Below are 20,178 nucleotides of genomic sequence, written 5' to 3'. Positions count from 1 at the left end.
TTCACTCGAAAAAAATGATATTTCCTACTAGATCAGTTCCCCTTCTTTTTACGTCGGGTAAGTCCAGCAATTCCAGCTAACCCTGTAACTACCCCAAGAAGAGCTGATGTTACAGATCCTGTTTCACCAGTATTCGGAAGCGCCACAGATTGGCTGTGTTTTTGTGAACCACTTGCTGATTCTGATGCAGACAATGCCTCTGAATGAGAAATTGATTGGCTCATTGAGTTAGAGTATGAACCGCTACCAGATGTTGATCCTGATTGTGATTGTCTCACTGAAACTGAAGTACTTACTGATGTTGAAGTTGATTCAGATGCAGAGGTACTCAATGATGCTGACTCAGATGCAGAGACTGATGTCGAAACTGAAAGCGAAGTAGAGACTGACTGGCTTTCTGATACTGAACTGCTCAACGAGGCTGACAATGATTCAGATGTCGAGATTGATTCAGACGTAGACACTGATTCTGAAGTTAACGCTGATTCTGAAGTTGAAACTGATTCTGATGTAGACACCGATTCAGAGGTAGACACTGATTCGGACGTTGAGACAGATTCTGATGTAGATACTGACTCTGAAGTCGAAACTGACTGACTTTCTGATACTGAGGTGCTCAACGATGCTGACAATGATTCAGATATCGAGATTGATTCAGACGTTGATGCTGATTCAGACGTTGATGCTGATTCTGATGTTGATACTGATTCTGATGTAGAAACCGATACCGACGTTGATACTGATTCAGAAGCAGATACTGATTCCGAGGTTGATGCTGACTCGGATGTCGACACTGATTCAGATGTAGATACTGATTCTGAGGCTGAGACTGACTCGGAATCTGATGCTGACTCAGAGGTTGATGCTGATTCAGAAGTTGACGCTGACTCGGACGCAGAGGCTGATTCTGACATTGAAACCGACTCTGAAGTCGAAACTGACACCGAAGCAGAGACTGACTGACTTTCAGATACTGAGGTGCTCAACGATGCTGACAATGATTCAGAGGTCGAGATTGATTCAGACGTAGATACTGACTCAGAGGTAGAAACTGATTCAGAAGTAGACACTGATTCAGACGCTGATACTGACTCAGACGCAGAAGCTGATTCGGATGTTGATACTGACTCGGATGTTGACACTGACTCGGATGTTGATACTGACTCTGACGTCGAGACTGATTCAGAAATAGACACTGACTCAGATTTCGAGATTGATTCTGACGCTGAAACCGACTCAGACGTAGATGCTGACTCAGACGATGAAACTGACTCTGATGCCGAGACTGATTCAGAGGTTGAAACTGACTCAGACGCAGATACTGATTCAGAAGTAGACACTGATTTGGATGTTGAAACCGACTCAGAAGCTGAAATTGACTCAGATGTTGAGACAGACTCGGATGTAGAAACTGACTCAGAGGTTGAAACTGATTCTGAGGTAGATGCTGACTCTGATGTCGAGACTGATTCGGATGTTGATACTGATTCAGATACAGAAACCGATTCAGACGCTGACAATGATTCAGATGTCGAGATTGATTCAGACGTAGAGACTGATCCGGATGTTGATACTGATTCAGATGTTGATACTGATTCGGATGTAGATGCAGATTCGGACGTTGAAACCCACTCGGAAGCTGACGCTGACTCGGATGCTGAAACTGATTCTGAGGTTGAAACTGATTCTGATGCTGAAACTGACTCGGATGTCGATACCGACTCAGACGTTGATGCTGACTCGGATGCTGAAACTGATTCAGAGGTTGAGACTGATTCTGAAGCAGAGGCTGATTCGGACGTTGAGACTGACTCGGATGTCGACACCGATTCAGACGTAGACACTGATTCAGAAGTTGACACTGATTCAGAAGCTGACGCTGACTCAGACGCAGAAGCTGATTCAGAAGCTGACGCTGACTCAGACGCAGAAGCTGATTCAGAGGCTGACGCTGACTCAGATGCAGAAACTGATTCGGACGTTGATACTGACTCAGACGCTGAAACTGATTCGGATGTTGATACTGATTCGGACGCTGAGACTGACTCAGAGGTTGAGACTGATTCGGATGTTGATACTGATTCAGATACAGAAACCGATTCGGACGTTGATACTGATTCAGACGCCGACAATGATTCAGATGTCGAGATTGATTCAGACGTAGAGACTGATTCGGATGTTGATGCAGATTCGGACGTTGAGACCGACTCAGACGTCGATACCGATTCAGAGGCTGAAACTGACTCAGAGACTGATGCTGACTCAGAGACTGATGCTGACTCAGAGACTGATGCTGACTCAGAGACTGATGCTGACTCAGAGGCTGACACTGATTCTGATACAGAAACCGATTCAGACGTTGATACTGACTCGGACGCAGATGCTGACTCAGACGTTGATACAGATTCTGATGTAGATGCTGACTCGGATGTTGAGACTGATTCAGATGTTGAAACTGATTCAGATGTTGAAACTGATTCAGACGCTGACAATGACTCTGAAGTCGACACCGATTCAGACGTTGATACTGACTCAGATGCTGACAATGACTCAGACACCGATACTGATTCTGATACAGAAACCGATTCAGAAGTCGAAACGGACTCGGATGTTGAAACTGATTCAGACGTAGACACTGATTCAGACGTAGACACTGATTCAGATACAGAAACCGACTCGGATGTTGACACCGATTCAGACGTAGACACTGATTCAGACGCTGAGACTGACTCTGAGGTTGATGCCGATTCTGATGTCGATGCCGATTCAGAGGTTGAGACTGACTCAGAGGTTGAAACTGATTCTGATGAAGATGCTGACTCTGATGTCGAAACTGATTCAGAAGCAGAAGCTGATTCGGATGTCGACACCGATTCAGAGGTAGAAACCGATACCGAAGTAGAGGCAGATTGGCTCTCCAATACGGAAGTGCTCAACGATGCTGATTTTCTAGCGGACTCACTCAAAGATACTGATGCAGACTCAGACTGCGATTGACTCACTGATTTTGAAGCCGACTCGCGAGTCGATTGACTTAGTGACTCTGATACCGACTGTGAAAGCGATGCTGATGCTGACTGACTCACTGAAACAGAGGCGCTCGTTGAAGCGGATGTCGAACTTGAGACAGACTGGCTAACCACTTTGGATACACTTGCTGATACCGAAGCAGACTGCAAGCCACTGACACTTGCGGATGCTGATTCCGAAACTTTCACAGATTCAGATTTTCTTGTCGATACAGATTGACTCGTTGAAGCGGATTGAGATTGAGAAACCTCCTTGCTCAACGATTGACTGCGAGATAAACTAGCTTGAGCTGAGACACTTGCAGAAGCTGATTGGCTTAGTGAAGCTGACAAACTTTGTGAGCGAACCGAGCTCAGTGACTGGCTCAATGAAACGCTCTGCTGAGCCGATACGCTCTGTGATTGCTTCGCACTTAAGGACTGACTGATCGATTGCGAAGTCTTCGTAGATGCACTCTGACTGTTTGATACAGACTGGCTGTGATCACTATCTGACAATTTCACAGCTACAACATTGGTCGTACTATCTTTATAAGTAATGGTGACTGTACCATCACTATTAACCGTATAGGACTTAATCCGGTTGGCCACCTCTGGGTTGACTGCCGATACAGCTGCAATCACCTTGCTCTTATCTGCATCTGTCAATGCAGTTAGACTCGTCACCTGAATAGTGCTTGTCGGCGCCACACCTGGCGTACGATCAGCGAGACGCCCTTGGGTAATCCGAATCTCACCCAAACCGTTTGGACGGTTCATATTGGAGGCATTGTCAATAGCCGCGACGTTGCGTTGCCATGTATTTCGGTAGGTATGGTAAAGGTCATCCTTCAAATGAATGGTCGTTGTGATGGTTGCAGGGTTCGCACTGGTAGCCGTAATATCTCCCGTGATAGGAGCAATATCACCTGTCCCATACTGGCTGCCACCAAAGAAATTCCCGTTCAAGGCATTGTCGTTCAGATCCGCTCGTGCAACGACTTTCATTTCTTTCAACTTGCCACTATCGTCCGTCGCTGTAAAGGTCACAACCGCATCATCACCAGCGTAAATAGTATAATTCTTCCCACCACCTTCAAGAGGGGTTGATTTCGGTTCCACACCATTGACGGTCAACTTAGCCGTCACTTCAGGACGTGTGGCATCTGTTACAGCAACCATGTTACTGGCATCGGAATAAACTGCATGGTCCCCATACAGAATGCGAGCCTTAGCCGTTACGCCACCCGTTTGCAAGGGAGCATTCGGTGTTACGATCGCTTGTCCAGAAGCATCTGCCACAGCTGTTCCCACTTCGTCGTCATTATTGTATAGAACGACTGTAGAACCTGGCTCAGCTCCCGTCACCGTTACAGGCGTCTGTGTGTAAGCCTTATCCAATAATCTCGTTTCAACAGTTGGTGCTGCAAGTCGCTTCACTGGAGCCGTCACATCATTTGTAGTGTTATCTTTATAGGTAATGGTCACCACACCAGATGATGAAACGGAATAAGATTTAAAGTCCTTTGAAGTGGCAATATTGGGGTTAGCAGTCTTAAACGCTTCCCAAATCTTCTCTTTTTCAGCCTGGGCCAAGTTAGTAGTATCATTGACAAAAGTCGCTGTCGTCACAGCCGTAATCGGATTACGAATGCCATCATTTTGCGGCAAAACCTGAATGCGTAGCGTTCGTGTCACTGACTGCCTAGCCGTATTGGTCACTACAAAAGAAACATTATAAATTTTCCCAGGCGTTACGACCTCTGTCTGCCCAACAGTTCCCATGATATTAAAGGCCACTGCACTATTTTTCAAGGCCGACGTCTGAGGCACATTGATGCCATTCACACGATCACTACCAGAAGCGTAGCCAATGCTCTTAATACTATTTCGTGTAGGAATGGTTTCCACAACATTATAAGCCTGATTAATGTAATCAGAGTTATAAACAGAAATCAAGGCATTGTTGGCTGGCCCTAAATTATACTGGGGTGCACGGAGACTGGTATCAGCATCTATACGATTCCCGTTACGTGGATCCCGTTGGCCAGATGTCGCACGAAGCACCGCATTGGCCAAGCGATTGCGAGCACTCTTTGCTTGACTTTCTACAGCATCCATTTGAATTGCGGGATTGGACAAACCAGTACGAATAGCTTCTAAAGCCAGATCTCCACTTTCAATAGCAGATTCCGTCCCAGGGATTTCCAAAGCCTGCGCACGATAGGTGTATAAATCCAAAGCCAAAACTTGCAGACGCTTCACCTGGTCTTCCGAGCGAGTGTTTTGAGCCTCTGCTACTTTCTCACTCGTTTCAGGAGTAGCTACATGAATAGCATCATTCTCCGAGAGAGTGCTACTAGCAAATTCTGATGTGGACTGACTCGCTGAATTACTAACAACATGTGATTCGCTCAAAGAAACCGACTGAGACAAAGAAAGGCTGTCACTAGCTGACTCTGAAAATGAGATGGATTCACTCATGGAGTGATTCGCTGACACAGAGTCTGTGGTAGACGTCGTTCCCAAGACAAAGCTATCTTGTCCAACCACACCGGTCGATGGGCTGATTTCAGACCCAACAGTCGCATTCATTTCATTTTCCTCGGCAAATACTGGATTGGCAACCGTTGTCGCCCCAGCCAGAGCCCCTAGCACAACCATCCCTTTGACCAGATCCGCAGGCATAGAGTGTGATGATGCTTCGTATTGAACCACGATGTTTTCATCCACACCACCTCGCATGACACGAAATAGGCCTAACCGCGAGACAGATGCCCGTACCCAATTCTTTCCTGATTTGATTAATTTATAACGTGTGATTCGTTCCGTTTCGCGAAAATCACCCTTCGAACGTTTAAAAAACATGTCCGCTCCTTAAAAATAAGATATCGAGTTATTATACACTAATTTTCCCCAAAAGTAACTAATTAAGACTAGTTTTTAACATAAAAAACAGCACACAAAAAGAGAACCCGGAGGTTCTCTTTTTGGATCCTTTTTCATTTCCCACATACCTGAAATGACCGAATCAAATTAGGGTAGAAGATTATTTTTCATCTTCTTTTTTGCGGCTTCCAAGTGCTGCAACCCCTGCAACCCCTGCAACTGCTCCAAGAAGAGCTGAAGCTACAGATCCTGTTTCACCAGTATTTGGAAGTTGTTCAAGAGCTGGAGCTGGTTTAGCTGGTTGCTCAGGAACTGGGTTCACTGGTGTATTAGGTGTTGGATCTACCGGTGTGTTTGGTGTTGGATCCATTGGTTTATTAGGTGTTGGATCTACCGGTGTGTTCGGTGTTGGAGTTGGTGGCACTGGAGTATTTGGTGTTGGAGTTGGTGGCACCGGAGTATTTGGTGTTGGAGTTGGTGGCACTGGAGTGTTTGGTGTTGGAACGTTTGGAGTCTTCACAAGTTTGTAAACATAAGTAACGTTCTTATCACCTTCGATAACTTTACCAGTTGTTGGGTCAGTTGTTGTCAAGTGACCTTCACCGTCAACGTTACCTACTGGGTAGTTACCTTGTGGTACCAATTCATAGACTTTACCATCTGCAGTTGTGATTGTCTTAGGACGGTTATCCACAACTGTATCGTAGTCTTTACCTACTGGTTGGTCTTTTTCATCCACTACTGAAGTCTTGATAGTGTTACCATTTTCATCTACATAGTGAACGTATACATTACCCTTAGGTTGTACAGGTTCTTCGACAAGTTTGTAGATGTAAGTAACGTCTTTACGTCCTTCAACCACTTTACCAGTTGTTGGGTCTGTTGATTCAAGGTGACCTTGAGTATCTACTTTACCAACTGTGTAGTTTCCGACTGGTACGATTTCGTAAGTTTTACCTTCGAATCTAATGTACTGTGGACGGTTGTCTTCAACAGTGTTGTAGTCTTTACCTACTGGTTGGTCTAACTCATCTGTTACTGATTCTTTAATGGTATTACCTTCAGTATCTTTGTAGTGTACGTATACGCTACCCTTAGGTTGAGTTGGTTCTTCCTTCACTTATTTGTAAACGTAAGTGATGATTGAACGTGGTTTATCAACTTTACCTTTAATTGGATCAGATGATTCCAAGTGTCCATCGCCATCAACTTTACCTACTGGGTAGTCACCTTTCGGTACGATCTTGTATGTCTTACCGTCTGGAGTCTTGATAGTATTAGGTTTTTCACCTTCCTCAGTTGTGTTATATGGTGTGTCATATGGTGAGTTTGGTGTGTCTTGACGAGGTTTTTGAATTTCTTTACCATTTTCGTCTACGTAAGTGATGATTACGTCACCTTCTTTAGGTTTCGTTGGATCTTCTTTCACTTCTTTGTAAACGTAAGTGATGATTGAACGTGGTTTATCAACTTTGCCTTTAATTGGATCAGATGATTCCAAGTGTCCATCGCCATCAACTTTACCTACTGGGTAGTCACCTTTCGGTACGATCTTGTATGTCTTACCGTCTGGAGTCTTGATAGTATTAGGTTTTTCACCTTCCTCAGTTGTGTTATATGGTGTGTCATATGGTGAGTTTGGTGTGTCTTGACGAGGTTTTTGAATTTCTTTACCATTTTCGTCTACGTAAGTGATGATTACGTCACCTTCTTTAGGTTTCGTTGGATCTTCTTTAACCTCTTTATAAACATAAGTAATCTTAGAAACTGGTTTTTCTACTTTACCTTTGATTGGATCAGAAGTTTCAAGATGTCCTTCACTATCAACTTTACCTACCGGATAATCACCAGCCGGTACACGTTCGTATTTCTTACCTTCAAACTCAATGTACTTAGGTTGTTCATCGTTCTCAGTAGTGTCATAAGGCGTGTTGTAGTCTGACTTAGGAGTATCTTGACGTTGGACTTTAATTTCCTTACCATCATTCTCACGGATATAAGTAATAATAACTTCACCTTGAGGTTTTTCACTTTCAGAATTTGATGAAGAGTTAGATGCTGATTGTGATACAGATGTAGAAAGTGATGTTGAAGCTGATGTGCTCAATGATGCTGATTGACTAGCTGATACAGAAGCTGATGCTGAAGCCGATGTACTCAATGACGCTGATTGACTAGCTGATACAGAAGCTGACTCAGACGCTGATGTACTCAATGATGCTGATTGACTAGCTGATACAGAAGCTGACTCAGACGCTGATGTACTCAATGACGCTGATTGGCTTGCTGAAGTAGATGCTGATGCTGAAGCCGATGTGCTCAATGATGCTGATTGGCTCGCAGATACGCTTGCTGATTCAGACGCTGATGTACTCAATGACGCTGATTGGCTCGCAGATACGCTTGCTGATTCAGACGCTGATGTGCTCAATGATGCTGATTGGCTCGCTGATACTGATGCTGATTCAGATGCTGATGTGCTCAATGACGCTGATTGGCTTGCTGATACGCTTGCTGACTCAGATGCTGATGTGCTCAATGATGCTGATTGGCTTGCTGAAGTAGATGCTGATGCTGAAGCCGATGTGCTCAATGATGCTGATTGGCTCGCAGATACTGATGCTGACTCAGATGCTGATGCGCTCAATGATGCTGATTGGCTTGCTGAAGTAGATGCTGATGCTGAAGCCGATGTGCTCAATGACGCTGACGCTGACTCAGATGCTGAAACAGATTCAGACGTTGATGTTGAAGCTGATACTGATGCTGACTCAGACGCAGATGTTGATTCAGAAACTGATTGGCTTGTTGAAGCTGATTGTGATTCTGAAATAGATTGCGATGCTGATTCAGATGCAGAAGCTGATGCGCTCAATGATGCTGATTGGCTCGCAGATACTGATGCTGACTCAGATGCTGATGCGCTCAATGACGCTGATTGGCTCGCAGATACTGATGCTGATTCAGAAGCTGATGTGCTCAATGATGCTGATTGGCTCGCAGATACTGATGCTGATTCTGATGCCGATGTGCTCAATGATGCTGATTGACTTGCTGATACAGAAGCTGATGCTGAAGCCGATGTGCTCAATGATGCTGATTGACTTGCTGAGGTAGATGCTGATGCTGAAGCCGATGTGCTCAATGATGCTGATTGGCTTGCTGAAGTTGATGCTGATGCTGAAGCCGATGTACTCAATGACGCTGATTGGCTTGCTGATACGCTTGCTGATTCTTGCGCTGATGTGCTCAACGATGCTGACTCAGATGCCGATACTGACGCTGATTCTGATGCTGATTCGCTTGCTGATTCTTGCGCCGACGTGCTCAACGACGATGACTCAGATGCTGATACCGATGCTGATTTCTGTACTGATTCAGACAATGATGTAGAAGCTTGTTCTGATACAGACTGTGAGTTAGATACAACTTCTGATAATGATTGTGAAGCTGATGTTGATGCTGATGCTGAATTTGAACCTGAATCTGATTGTGATTCCACTTTCAACTTATAGATATAAGTAACATTCTTCTCACCTGAAGCCACTTTACCAGTCGTATCATCATCACCTGTCCAGTGACCTTGGCTGTCAACTTGACCTACTGGGTAATTACCAGCTTCTACAAGTTCGTAAGTTTTACCTTCAAATTTAATTTCTTTAGGACGATTATCTACTACAGTATCATAATCCTTCTCAAGTGGTTGATCTTGCTCATCAATAACAGATCCCATGATCGTATTTCCGTTAATATCTTTATAATGAACAAAGACACTTCCAACTTCTTCATAAACGTAAGTAATGGTTGATTTTGGTTTGTCAACTTTACCAGTAATAGGATCTGAAGATTTCAAATGACCGTTTTCATCAACATCTCCTACTGGGTAATCACCTTTAGGTACAATCTTATATGTCTTACCATCAGTGGTCTTGATGATATTTGGTTTTTCACCTTTTTCAGTTGTATCATATGGTGTATCATATGGTGATTTAGGTGTATCTTGACGAGATTTTTGGATTTCGTTACCTTTCGTATCTACATAAGTGATAACAACTTCACCTTCTTTTGGTGTTTCTTTCACTTTATAGATATACGTTACATTTTTATCTTCTTCAGCTACTTTACCAGTTGTTGCATCTGATGATTTAAGGTGGCCTTGGTTATCTACTTCACCTACTGTGTAAGTTCCTGCTGGTACCAACTCATAAGTTTTACCTTGGAACTCGATTGTTTGTGGACGGTTATCGATTACTGTATCGTAGTCTTTACCTACTGGTTGTTCTTTTTCATCTGTTACAAATGCTTTGATTGTGTTACCTTCAGTGTCTTTATAGTGAACGTAAACATTACCTTCAGACTTAACAAAGTAATAGTTCACATCAGTTGATGGTTTAACCGCTGATGCAATTGAGTAGTTATTTGAGAATGATGAGTACCCCTTCAAATTAGAGTATACTTTTCCGTTTGGTGCTGTTGGGTCATTCGCAACAGATCCTTCTGCTTGGATTTCTGGAACTTTACCAGCGATTACGTTGTAACTGTTATTACCAGCTCCGGCAGGTGTCAATGATGTGCTTGGAGCACCTTTGAATGGACGTGGATAAGTATGTAGAGTTCCGTCCATTTGTTTATAAGTATCTGTCTCAGTAGTAGACGACCAACCAGTGATAATGAGTGATTTGCTTCCAGCAGTTTCGTTGACTTCAAGATAGTAGTCACCATTTTTACTGTTTACTTTTGTAACTTTAGTCTCATCAGCCTTCCACTCTTCACCAGCCTTATTCACTTTACTTGTGTAGATGAGTGTGTACTTCGATACATCTTCAGTACCAATATCTGATGTAGCAAAGTTATTCACTTGTGATGGGTCAAGGGCGTAGAATTTCGTTACAGTTGAGCCATCAGTATCAACGATTTCAGAAATACGTTTCACATAGTAGTGGTTTGCTCCACCTTGAAGTTCGACCAGTTTTTGTCCAACAACACCTTTACCAAGGATACCAGATGTTTTTTGAGTTGAGTCAGTTGTTGCTGCTACTTGTTTGTAACCAGCAATCTCACGATTGTTTGAAGCTGTGAATTGTTGCCCTGCAAGACCTGTTTGAGTATAGCTTGCAAGAACTGTTTCATTTCCAGTTGGTGTGTATGTTTTTCCTTCTGTGTACTTGCTGCTGTCAACAACTCTATAGTAAGTTGTTTGATCAACTTTAGCATAAGGAACAGAAGTTTGAACGTTTTGTTTGTCTTCACCTTCGTTACCTGGGTAGTTGGTATCACGGATTTGAAGTGTTTCATACTCAAGCTTCGCATTTACCAATGAGAAGGTTACGTTACCTGGATCCTTTCCGTTAGCACCTGTGTAAGTCAAAGTGTTCGTTACATCAGAGTTGTTGTTAGTGATGTAGCTTGGAAGGGAGATGTTGCTTTCTCCAGCTTTGATGGTACGAGTGTAAACTTCTGATCCATCAGATTTCTTCACAATACGCAAGTAAACATCTGGATTAGCTGAAAGGCTACCAGTGATGGCTGAACGGTCTACTGCAAGAGTAGCATAATAATCAAAGTTTGTTTTAGCACCAGTAGCGTGGTTCGTTTTAAGGAATTGCCATACACCGAAAGTAAAGCGATCAGCATTTGGATCCAAAGCATAGCCTGCTTTGTTGAAGGCTGCATCTTCAATCGTTGCACCGTTCGCATTTGAGATAACTGGGTTAGTATCTACACTACCAGTAGTGCTTGTTGAGATTGGTGCCAACTGTGCTGAAATTGCTGGAGCGCCGTTTACTGTTGTGTTTCCAGTAAATCCTGCTGCAGTCAAGGTTGCCATCATGTCATCTACTGACTTGCTCAAACGTTCGCGTTGGTCTGCGTATGATTGAGCTGAAGCATTAGCGTTGATCAAGCTGTTGCTTGCTGTCAATTCTGTTTGAACTTTAGCGATAGCAGCTTCAAGTGCTGCTTTCTTTTCTGGAGCTGAAACAGTTGCTGAGTAGTCTCCTGCAATCTTGTTCAACAATGCTGCTTCTGAAGTGTTTTGTTCCAAAACAACTTTATCATCAGCTTTCGCTACTGTTGTAGTGCTTTCTACACTTGCTTCAGAGCCAGCTGCTACAGTTGATTCGCTTGAAGCTGCTGAAAGTTCTGCTGAACCTTGTTCGCTCAATGAAGCTGAGTGAGATACAGATACGCTTGTAGAGGTTGAAGCACTTGCAGATGCAGAAGCGCTAGCTGATTCTGTTGTTGACTCAGTTGTTGATTCTGTTGTTGATTCAGACTGAGATTCTGTTGTTGAAGTTGTACCAAGTACTGTACTTCCTTGTTCTACAAGAGCTTCACTTGAAAGCTCAGATGCAGTTGCAACATCTGATCCAATTTCATCAGCTTTAGCAGTGTTTGCTACTGTAGCTGCACCAAAAACAGCCCCAGCTGCTACAATCCCTTTGAGCAAGCCACGGCTTGTCATTTCTTTCACTGATACTGCGTCTTCACGCACTTCAGCTACAACAGTCTCTTCGACTTGACCGCGAATGACTTTCAAAAGACCAAAGTTAGAAGTCGCAGCACGCAACCAGTTTTTACCTGATTTGATCAATTTGAAACGAGTCACACGATCTGTTTCACGGAATTCACCATTAGAACGTTTAAAAAACATTTCTATCTCCTTATTACATTTTTTATTTCCCTTACATTATAGACCAATCTGTCGATTTTTGGAAGCAATTATCCTTAATTATTGCTATTTTTTTATAATTTTTGTTTTAGATAGTAATAAAATCGTTTTCAGTAGGATCAATTTGTCAAACCGGGGCAATTTTTTGAAAAACTCCTATAATACTTTAATTTTAGAGCTAAAACAAAAAGCCCCTTTTATCGGGGCTTTTCTGATAATTATCTGATTTCTTCCAACATTTTTTCAATGTGTTGGATAGATTTTTCGCGTCCAAGTAAGTAGATGGTATCTGGCAATTCAGGACCATGCATTTCACCTGAAACGGCGATACGGATTGGCATAAAGAGATTCTTCCCTTTGATACCAGTTTCTTTTTGAACTGCTTTGATTTGTGGGAAGATATTTTCTACTACAAATTCTTCATCTGACATAGCTTCCAATTTCGCTTTGAAGGCTTCAAGTACAGTCGGAACTGTTTCACCAGCCATCACTTCTCGTTCAGCTTCGGTCAATTCTGGGAAGTCTGAGAAGAAAAGGTCTGTCAATGGGACGATTTCGTCCACTGATTTCATTTGTGGTTTGTAGAGTTCCACCAATTTCTCAGCCTTGTCTGTCAAACGTCCTGCTTCTTCGAGGAATGGTTTGGCCATTTCAAAGATGGTCGCAAGATCCGCATTCTTGATGTACTCATTGCTCATCCAGTCCATTTTCTTTTGGTCGAAAGCAGCTGGAGACTTGCTGAGGCGGTTTTCATCAAAGAGCTTGATGAGTTCTTCGCGAGAGAAGATCTCGTCTTCCCCACCCGGGTTCCAACCAAGAAGAGCGATAAAGTTAAAGACTGCTTCTGGAAGGTAACCTTTCTTCCTGTAATCTTCGATAAATTGAAGAGTGTTGGTATCGCGTTTAGACAACTTCTTACCAGTTTCAGAGTTGATAATCAAGGTCATGTGACCAAATTCTGGTGCTTCCCATCCAAGCGCTTCATAGACCATAAGTTGTTTTGGAGTGTTGGCAATGTGGTCATCTCCACGGATGACGTGAGAGATTTGCATATCGTGGTCATCGATCACAACGGCAAAGTTGTAAGTTGGGTAGCCATCTTTCTTTTGGATAACCCAGTCCCCACCGATATTGCCACCTTCAAACTCGATATCGCCTTTGACCATATCATGCCACTTGTAAATACCTGACTCATTCACTGCCAAACGAACCGTCGGGATGATACCTGCCGCTTCACGTTCTGCAATATAGGCCGCTTTTTCTTCTTCGCTCATACCAAGGTATTCGTTGATGTAACGAGGTGTTTCCCCAGCTGCTTCTTGGCGTTCCCGCTCCGCTGCCAACTCTTCTTCTGTTACATAAGACTTGTAGGCTTTGCCTTCAGCCAAGAGTTGGTCGATGTATTTTTGATAAAGTGGTAGCCGTTCTGATTGGCGGTAGTTTTCGTGCGTCTCAGGGCTTTCATCCCAGTCCATGCCCAACCAACGAAGGTTTTCAAGCTGGGAACGTTCTCCGTCTTCAACGTGACGTTTGCGGTCCGTATCTTCGATACGGATGATAAAAGTTCCACCATGGTGGCGCGCATACAAGTAGTTAAACAATGCTGTACGAGCATTTCCGATGTGTAGTAGTCCAGTTGGACTTGGTGCATAACGCACACGAATATCTTTTGCCATATTTCTCTCCTCTTATCTTGTTCGCTATTTCTAGCTCATTTTTCAATCGTTCCTATTATACCACAAAGAAAGCGGGACTGAAATGAATAAGTGACCTTTCTAGCCTTTCTTGCTATATATATGAAAAAAGCCAGAACAAATGCTCTGACTTATATCCAATCTATTTGTATCTTATTTTAGTCTTTCTTCTAATTCAAAGTCGATTGGTAGGGTTTGTAAAAAGTGCTCCAACTCACGTTCCCAATAAAACCATTCGTGCTTACCTGGGCTGTGGGTATAGGTGACATCCAAGCCTAACTTTTCTAGTTCCTTGACTTCAAAATTATTGGCTTCATAAAGGAAATCCTGCTCCCCACACCAGATCCATAGTTTGGTCTTCTTATCTGAAAACTTCTTGGCAGCAGTCTCTAGCGAATAGGAACTGGTCGTCCAATCCTCAATCTCTCCAAAAATTCCCTTCCAAAAAGCTGGTTGTTCCAAGTCATTGTTTTCAAAGTCTCTATCATGAAAACTCAAAGCCCCAGAAAAACTAGCCGCATGAGAGAAACGATTTGTCTTGAGAGCCAAGAGCATTGATCCATAGCCGCCCATGGATAAGCCGGCAATAAAGGTTTTCTCCCGTTTCTTAGTCATATTCGGGAAGAAGCGAGAAAGAGTCTCTGGCAATTCTTTCGCAATGGCCGTGTAGTAGTTGTAGCCATACTGGGTATCGGTGTAAAAGCCATTATTGGTGTTGGGTAGGACCACGATCAGATTGGTATTGCGCAGGATGCGCTCCACATTGGTCCGCTTCAACCAAGAGTGGTGGTTGCCATTCATCCCGTGTAAGAGATAGAGAACAGGAATATCCGTATCTGCTGGATCTTCCACGCGCGATGCATCTGGATAAAGGATAGACACGCCCCACTCCATCTTCAAGGCTTCTGAATAATACTCAATCTGCATAACTGCCATTTGATTTCCTCTTTCTACTGTTAAAAACACTCGGCAAGCCTTCGGCCGCCAAGCGTTTCCATTTCTTCTATTATTTCACTTCCATCACAACTGGTAGGATTGCTGGACGACGTTTGGTTTGTTCAAATAAGAACTTAGACAAGTTGTCACGAACCAGCCCTTTCAACTCACCCCAGTCAAAGCTATCTTGTGTCAAATAGTCTGCAACGCTTTGGTTGACCAAGTCGCAACTTTCACGAAGAATATCCCGGCTCTTCTTGACATAGACAAAACCACGGGTGTGCACGCGCGCTTTGGAAATAATTTTCTTCTCTTTGCGATTCACCGTGATCGCCACGATAAAGATCCCGTCTTCTGACAAGACCTTGCGGTCACGAAGGACAATATTGCCCACATCACCAATGGCATTCCCATCGATCATGACATCTCCTGCTGAGACGCTACCGGCAGGAACGAAGTCACCTTTTTCATACTCCATTACCGTTCCGCGTTTTGGAATAAAGATGTTTTCAGGCAAGATACCGACTTCCATCGCTACTCGCGCATGGGCATCCAATTCGCGGTATTCCCCTTGGATCGGGAAGAGGTATTTAGGACGAAGAAGGTTGATCATCAACTGCAAGTCCCGTGCGTTTCCGTGACCAGACACGCGCAAGCTAGACGTGATCAATTTGACAATGCCACCTGCTTGGTAGACCATGTTTTCCACACGAGCCACCACAGCTTCTTTGGCAATTGATGGCGTTGTAACGATGTAGACCAAGTCTCCATCTTTGATTTCCACATAGCGGTGACGACCAATCGACATCTTGCGCAAACCGTTGATCGGCTCACCCATCCGGCCTGTTTCCAAGATGATCAATTCATGATCTTCAAAACGGCTCATTTCTTTTGGCTTGATCAAGAGTTTTTCGTTGGCAAGAGACAATTTGTTCAAGCGAATAGCTGTGCGGACGATGTTTTCCACATCAAACCCTGTCAAGACCACTCGACGGCCAGTCTCAGCCGCAGCATCAAAGACCTGCTGGATACGAGAAAGGTTGCTGGCTACCGCCGCTACGATGACACGACCATCCCAGTCTGCAATCGTATCTAAGATAGCATCGCCCACTTCTTGCTCACTGGCAACTTGAATATTACTATCCGCATTAGCCGAATCACTCAAGAGGGCAAGCACACCTTCGCGTCCAATCTCAGCTAGGCGAGCAAAGTCTGTCGCGTACGACTCGCTGGCAGTTTGGTCAAATTTAAAGTCTCCTGTGTAGACGATATTGCCCTCAGGAGTGCCAATCACAATCCCGATACTTTCAGGGATGGAGTGGGTTGTTTGAAAGAAAGAGACGACGGCATCGCCAAAATCAATCTCAGAATTTTGATCAATAACATGGAAGTCGTTGAATTTCTTCACACTGTCATTGCTTTTGACAAAGAGTTTAGCCAACTCAATGGTCAATTCTGTCCCGAATACAGGAACTTTGGCTTCGGCCAAAAGATAAGGCAAGGCCCCAATGGCATCCGCGTGACCATGGGTCAAGAAAACACCCGCAATGCGGTCCTTGTTTTCAAATAGATAATCCATGTTGGGGATAACGACATCCACCCCAAGTTGCTCATTTTCTGGATACTTCAAACCTGCATCCAAGACAAAAATTGAATCGTTCACTTCGGCAACGTAGAGATTTTTCCCATTTTCTCGAACACCGCCAAGAGTGACTAATTTAATACTACTCACTGTTGTCTCCTTTAGTGTGTTTATTTTAATACTTACGGTCCTTGGTCGCCCAAGTCGAATTACAGCTTTGCAAATACTTGCATATCCACTCTATTATACAATTTTTTTCTCTTTTTTTCAAAAAGCTTTCCACAGCAAAAAAGTCCTCTCATCTGAAGTAGATGAGAGGGCTTCTAGGCGCCTATTTTTAGGGGGAAAAGACCCTAAAGATGGTAATCTCCCCGTTTATTTTCAATGATCCGCATGGCTGCCTTGATCACATGAAACTTGCCTAACAATTCCTCTAGGCGCCTACTATTTCGCTCGCTCAATTGGCCGTTCTTGACTGCTTGGGACAGGCGATAAAAATCATCCAAGTCCTCCCCAATGTTTTCAAACAGCTCTTTGGCTTCCTTGAGTCGGTAGCGATTGACTAGGTGGTTCACATCTTTTTTGAAGGAAGCGACATTGTTTTCGTGAATGTCCGTATAGGCTTCCTCTTCTTCCTTAGATTCTTGGTAATTAACCGCCTTAAAGCAAGTGATGAACTCCCGACTTTTGATATTGCAGACAAAGATGACGCCATCACTGGCTACATAGGCTTCTGTGTTGGCGGGTTGAACCACATTACTATCATAAGGAGAGAGGGAGGAGAGGTGTTGGTTGATCCACTTATTCAAGTGCTGATCATCTACGCCAAAGCGCTCAAAAGCTCTTTGCCGAAAATGGTCCCGACAACTATATTCTTGCGCATACGACAATCCCATACTCTCACCTCCTCCTGAGTATTTTATAAAAATGGCCTCCAGTCTTACGGGACTAGAGGCCTGGTCTGCTTCACTGACTTGGTGCAATTAACCTTTTGGCTAACAAAACAATGTTTATGATGTTGATTTCATTTAATAGTATTTGTGTAAAATACCAGAGGTTTTCTTTGCTATCCTAAATCCAAATGATTAGTTTTCGACTGGACGCATCGAAGTTTGAAAACCTTTACAAAAAGCTTCTACCTACTATTTCCACGTTTTCTTATGTCTCCGGACAAACTAAGCAGGTTTGCCCGACCGTCCAACCGATCCGACACACACGACATGACTGCTCTTTTACGATAAGAGCATGAACAGATATCAGCAAAACAGGCCTAAAACGAAGTAACCTAAATTTTAACTCGATAAGGCATTGGTATCAATCCCTTCTTTATCTTTCTAACTATATTATACTCACCTACCTAAGTGATTGCAAGCGATTTCAGCTGAAACTAGTTCCTATTTTTATGCGGTTTTATAGATGATTTAAGGAAAAGAGGCTGGGACAAAAGTCCTAGCCTCTCAATTATTTTTGGATTGTCGAGCAAGACGCAGTGGTTGAGTGGGCTCTACTACGCTGATTTCATCAGCTTTTACAGCCCTACTCAACTGTGCGGAGGTGGGACGACGAAATCGAATTCTAACGAATTACCGATTTCTGTCCCACTCTCTATTTTCACTTTGCATTTTACGGGCTTTGTATCTTATTCTTTCTCAAATAATTGATAATAATCTGCGATGGTCATTTGGGATTTTTCTTCTTGATTGAGGTCTTGGACGATGTGTCCGTCTTTCATCACAATCAAGCGATTTCCATATTTCAAAGCATCTTCCATATGGTGGGTGATCATAAGAGCTGTGAGGGCATCTTGTTTCACAAACTCATCCGTTAAGGTCATGAGGGCCTGACTGGTTTTGGGATCCAAGGCAGCAGTGTGTTCATCTAAAAGCAAGAGTTCTGGACGTTTCAGTGTCGCCATCAACAGACTCAAGGCTTGTCGTTGCCCACCTGATAGAAACTCAACGGCTGTGTCGATATGATTTTCCAAGCCATTGCCGATCTTAGCAAGGACTGTTTGAAACTCTTCTTTATAGCTGGCCAAGTGACGCGGAATCAAGCCACGTTTCTCTCCGCGAAACTTCGCTACCAAGAGGTTTTCCGCTACTGTCATGCGAGGCGCCGTCCCCATTTTAGGATCTTGAAAGACCCGCGATAGGTACTTGGCTCTTTTTTCAGGAGAATAGTTGGTTACATCTTCCCCCAAAATATAAATCTTCCCACTGCTCACCGGAAGCGTCCCAGCAATGGTATTAAAGAGGGTTGATTTTCCAGCTCCATTCCCCCCCAAAATTGTGATAAAATCATGCTCTCGAATTTCCAAGGAAACATCATCCAGAATGACTTTTTCTTCGTTCATCCCATTGCTCACGGCTTTGGTTACATTTTTTAATTCTACAATTGCTGTCATTTACTGAGTTTCGCTCCTTTCATGATTTTTCCCTTAAAGGTTGGAATCATCAGGCAGATAGCCAAGATCAAGGCACTGAAGATTCGAATATAGCTGGTATTGATACCAAGCGCAATCACGGCCCAAATCAAAAATTGGTAGGCGATCGATCCGATCGCAATACTGAGCAAGCGCTCTGTCAAGGTGACATTTGAAAAGAGAACCTCTCCAATAATGAGGCTGGCAAGCCCAATAACGATGACACCAATCCCGCGTGAAGCATCCGCATAGCCTTCTTGCTGGGCCATCAGTGCACCAGAAAGAGCAATAATCCCATTTGAAATGACCAAGCCCATCAATTCCATCCGGTCTGTGTTGATCCCAAAGCTCTTGGCCATATCTGGATTGTCCCCTGTCGCAATATAGGCTTGCCCCAAGCGTGTATCCAAGAAGAAGATCAAACCAAGGATCACAAGCGTGACGAAAATCAAGCCAATCAGAATCTCATTGAACCCACTGGCAAAAGGAAGAAATTCCTGAATTTTTTTATAGCCCAGAAGTCCCAAATTAGCCCGCTGCATGACAAAGAGAATAACCGAGTTACAAGACGTCATTACAAGGATCCCTGACAAGAGTGTCGGGATTCTTCCTTTTGTGTAGAGAAGACCCGTCGCAAGTCCTGCCAAGCACCCTGCTCCAATAGCAGCCAGCGTCGCAAGTAGTGGATTGACCCCTTTGGTAATCAAGGTCACCGCCACCGCTCCTCCAAGCGGGAAAGAACCTTCTGTCGTCATATCTGGAAAATCTAGAATTCGGAAGGTCATAAAGATTCCTAACCCTAAAATGGCCCAAATCAAACCTTGTGAAACAATTGAATTAATCATAGTTTCTCCCTTCGATAATAGTAGTTTAATTGTATCACAAATATGGAGGAGAACCTATAGGAAATTGTCATCAATTCCCTTTTCATGCATTATAAAAAAACCAAAAGGTTGTGCCTTCTGGTTTTTAATCGT

At 43.6% G+C, this 20,178-nt stretch carries 9 protein-coding genes; all 9 read right to left on the bottom strand.

Annotated features, from left to right (window positions below; all coding sequences use genetic code 11):
- Positions 1 to 32: 32 nt before the first annotated feature.
- The 9 genes from SM123_RS01665 to SM123_RS01625 all read right to left on the bottom strand — a co-directional run bounded on the left by SM123_RS01665 (position 33) and on the right by SM123_RS01625 (position 20,046).
- Positions 33 to 5,876: an accessory Sec-dependent serine-rich glycoprotein adhesin gene (locus SM123_RS01665; protein ID WP_320909681.1), complete on the bottom strand. Its 5,844-nt coding sequence runs from the start codon at positions 5,874 to 5,876 to the stop codon at positions 33 to 35.
- Positions 5,877 to 6,057: 181 nt separating this feature from the next.
- A complete protein-coding gene (locus tag SM123_RS01660) occupies positions 6,058 to 7,017 on the bottom strand; it encodes a MucBP domain-containing protein (RefSeq protein ID WP_320909680.1) in 960 nt (319 codons plus the stop codon).
- Positions 7,018 to 12,549, bottom strand: a complete 5,532-nt coding sequence (locus SM123_RS01655) for an accessory Sec-dependent serine-rich glycoprotein adhesin (RefSeq protein ID WP_320909679.1) — start codon at positions 12,547 to 12,549, stop codon at positions 7,018 to 7,020.
- Between the two features lie 236 nt (positions 12,550 to 12,785).
- Positions 12,786 to 14,243 carry a glutamate--tRNA ligase gene (gene gltX, locus SM123_RS01650; RefSeq protein ID WP_320909678.1) on the bottom strand — a complete coding sequence of 486 codons (1,458 nt, stop codon included), beginning with the start codon at positions 14,241 to 14,243 and terminating at the stop codon, positions 12,786 to 12,788.
- 171 nt (positions 14,244 to 14,414) lie between these two features.
- A complete protein-coding gene (locus tag SM123_RS01645; protein ID WP_320909677.1) occupies positions 14,415 to 15,197 on the bottom strand; it encodes an alpha/beta hydrolase in 783 nt (260 codons plus the stop codon).
- Positions 15,198 to 15,267: 70 nt separating this feature from the next.
- On the bottom strand, positions 15,268 to 16,929 hold the full coding sequence (locus tag SM123_RS01640; RefSeq protein WP_320909676.1) for a ribonuclease J: 1,662 nt from the start codon (positions 16,927 to 16,929) through the stop codon (positions 15,268 to 15,270).
- A 203-nt stretch (positions 16,930 to 17,132) separates the two neighbouring features.
- The gene (locus tag SM123_RS01635) at positions 17,133 to 17,675 is read right to left on the bottom strand and encodes a hypothetical protein (protein WP_003003091.1); all 543 of its coding nucleotides are present in this window, start codon (positions 17,673 to 17,675) and stop codon (positions 17,133 to 17,135) included.
- A 743-nt stretch (positions 17,676 to 18,418) separates the two neighbouring features.
- Positions 18,419 to 19,183: an ABC transporter ATP-binding protein gene (locus SM123_RS01630; RefSeq protein ID WP_070662224.1), complete on the bottom strand. Its 765-nt coding sequence runs from the start codon at positions 19,181 to 19,183 to the stop codon at positions 18,419 to 18,421.
- A complete protein-coding gene (locus tag SM123_RS01625) occupies positions 19,180 to 20,046 on the bottom strand; it encodes an ABC transporter permease (protein ID WP_003008955.1) in 867 nt (288 codons plus the stop codon). The genes SM123_RS01630 and SM123_RS01625 overlap by 4 nt, the downstream gene beginning before the upstream one ends.
- Positions 20,047 to 20,178: the final 132 nt, after the last annotated feature.

This window comes from Streptococcus sp. S5 (assembly GCF_034134805.1).
In the GTDB taxonomy this organism is placed as follows: Bacteria; Bacillota; Bacilli; order Lactobacillales; family Streptococcaceae; genus Streptococcus; species Streptococcus lingualis.
This window is presented reverse-complemented; position numbering and strand designations above follow the sequence as displayed.

Bases quoted from the DNA above. Each gene is read 5' to 3' on its own strand.
- SM123_RS01655 (WP_320909679.1), bottom strand. From the start codon at position 12,549: ATGTTTTTTAAACGTTCTAATGGTGAATTCCGTGAAACAGATCGTGTG.
- SM123_RS01625 (WP_003008955.1), bottom strand. From the start codon at position 20,046: ATGATTAATTCAATTGTTTCACAAGGTTTGATTTGGGCCATTTTAGGG.
- SM123_RS01665 (WP_320909681.1), bottom strand. From the start codon at position 5,876: ATGTTTTTTAAACGTTCGAAGGGTGATTTTCGCGAAACGGAACGAATC.
- SM123_RS01630 (WP_070662224.1), bottom strand. From the start codon at position 19,183: ATGACAGCAATTGTAGAATTAAAAAATGTAACCAAAGCCGTGAGCAAT.
- SM123_RS01645 (WP_320909677.1), bottom strand. From the start codon at position 15,197: ATGGCAGTTATGCAGATTGAGTATTATTCAGAAGCCTTGAAGATGGAG.
- SM123_RS01635 (WP_003003091.1), bottom strand. From the start codon at position 17,675: ATGGGATTGTCGTATGCGCAAGAATATAGTTGTCGGGACCATTTTCGG.
- gltX (WP_320909678.1), bottom strand. From the start codon at position 14,243: ATGGCAAAAGATATTCGTGTGCGTTATGCACCAAGTCCAACTGGACTA.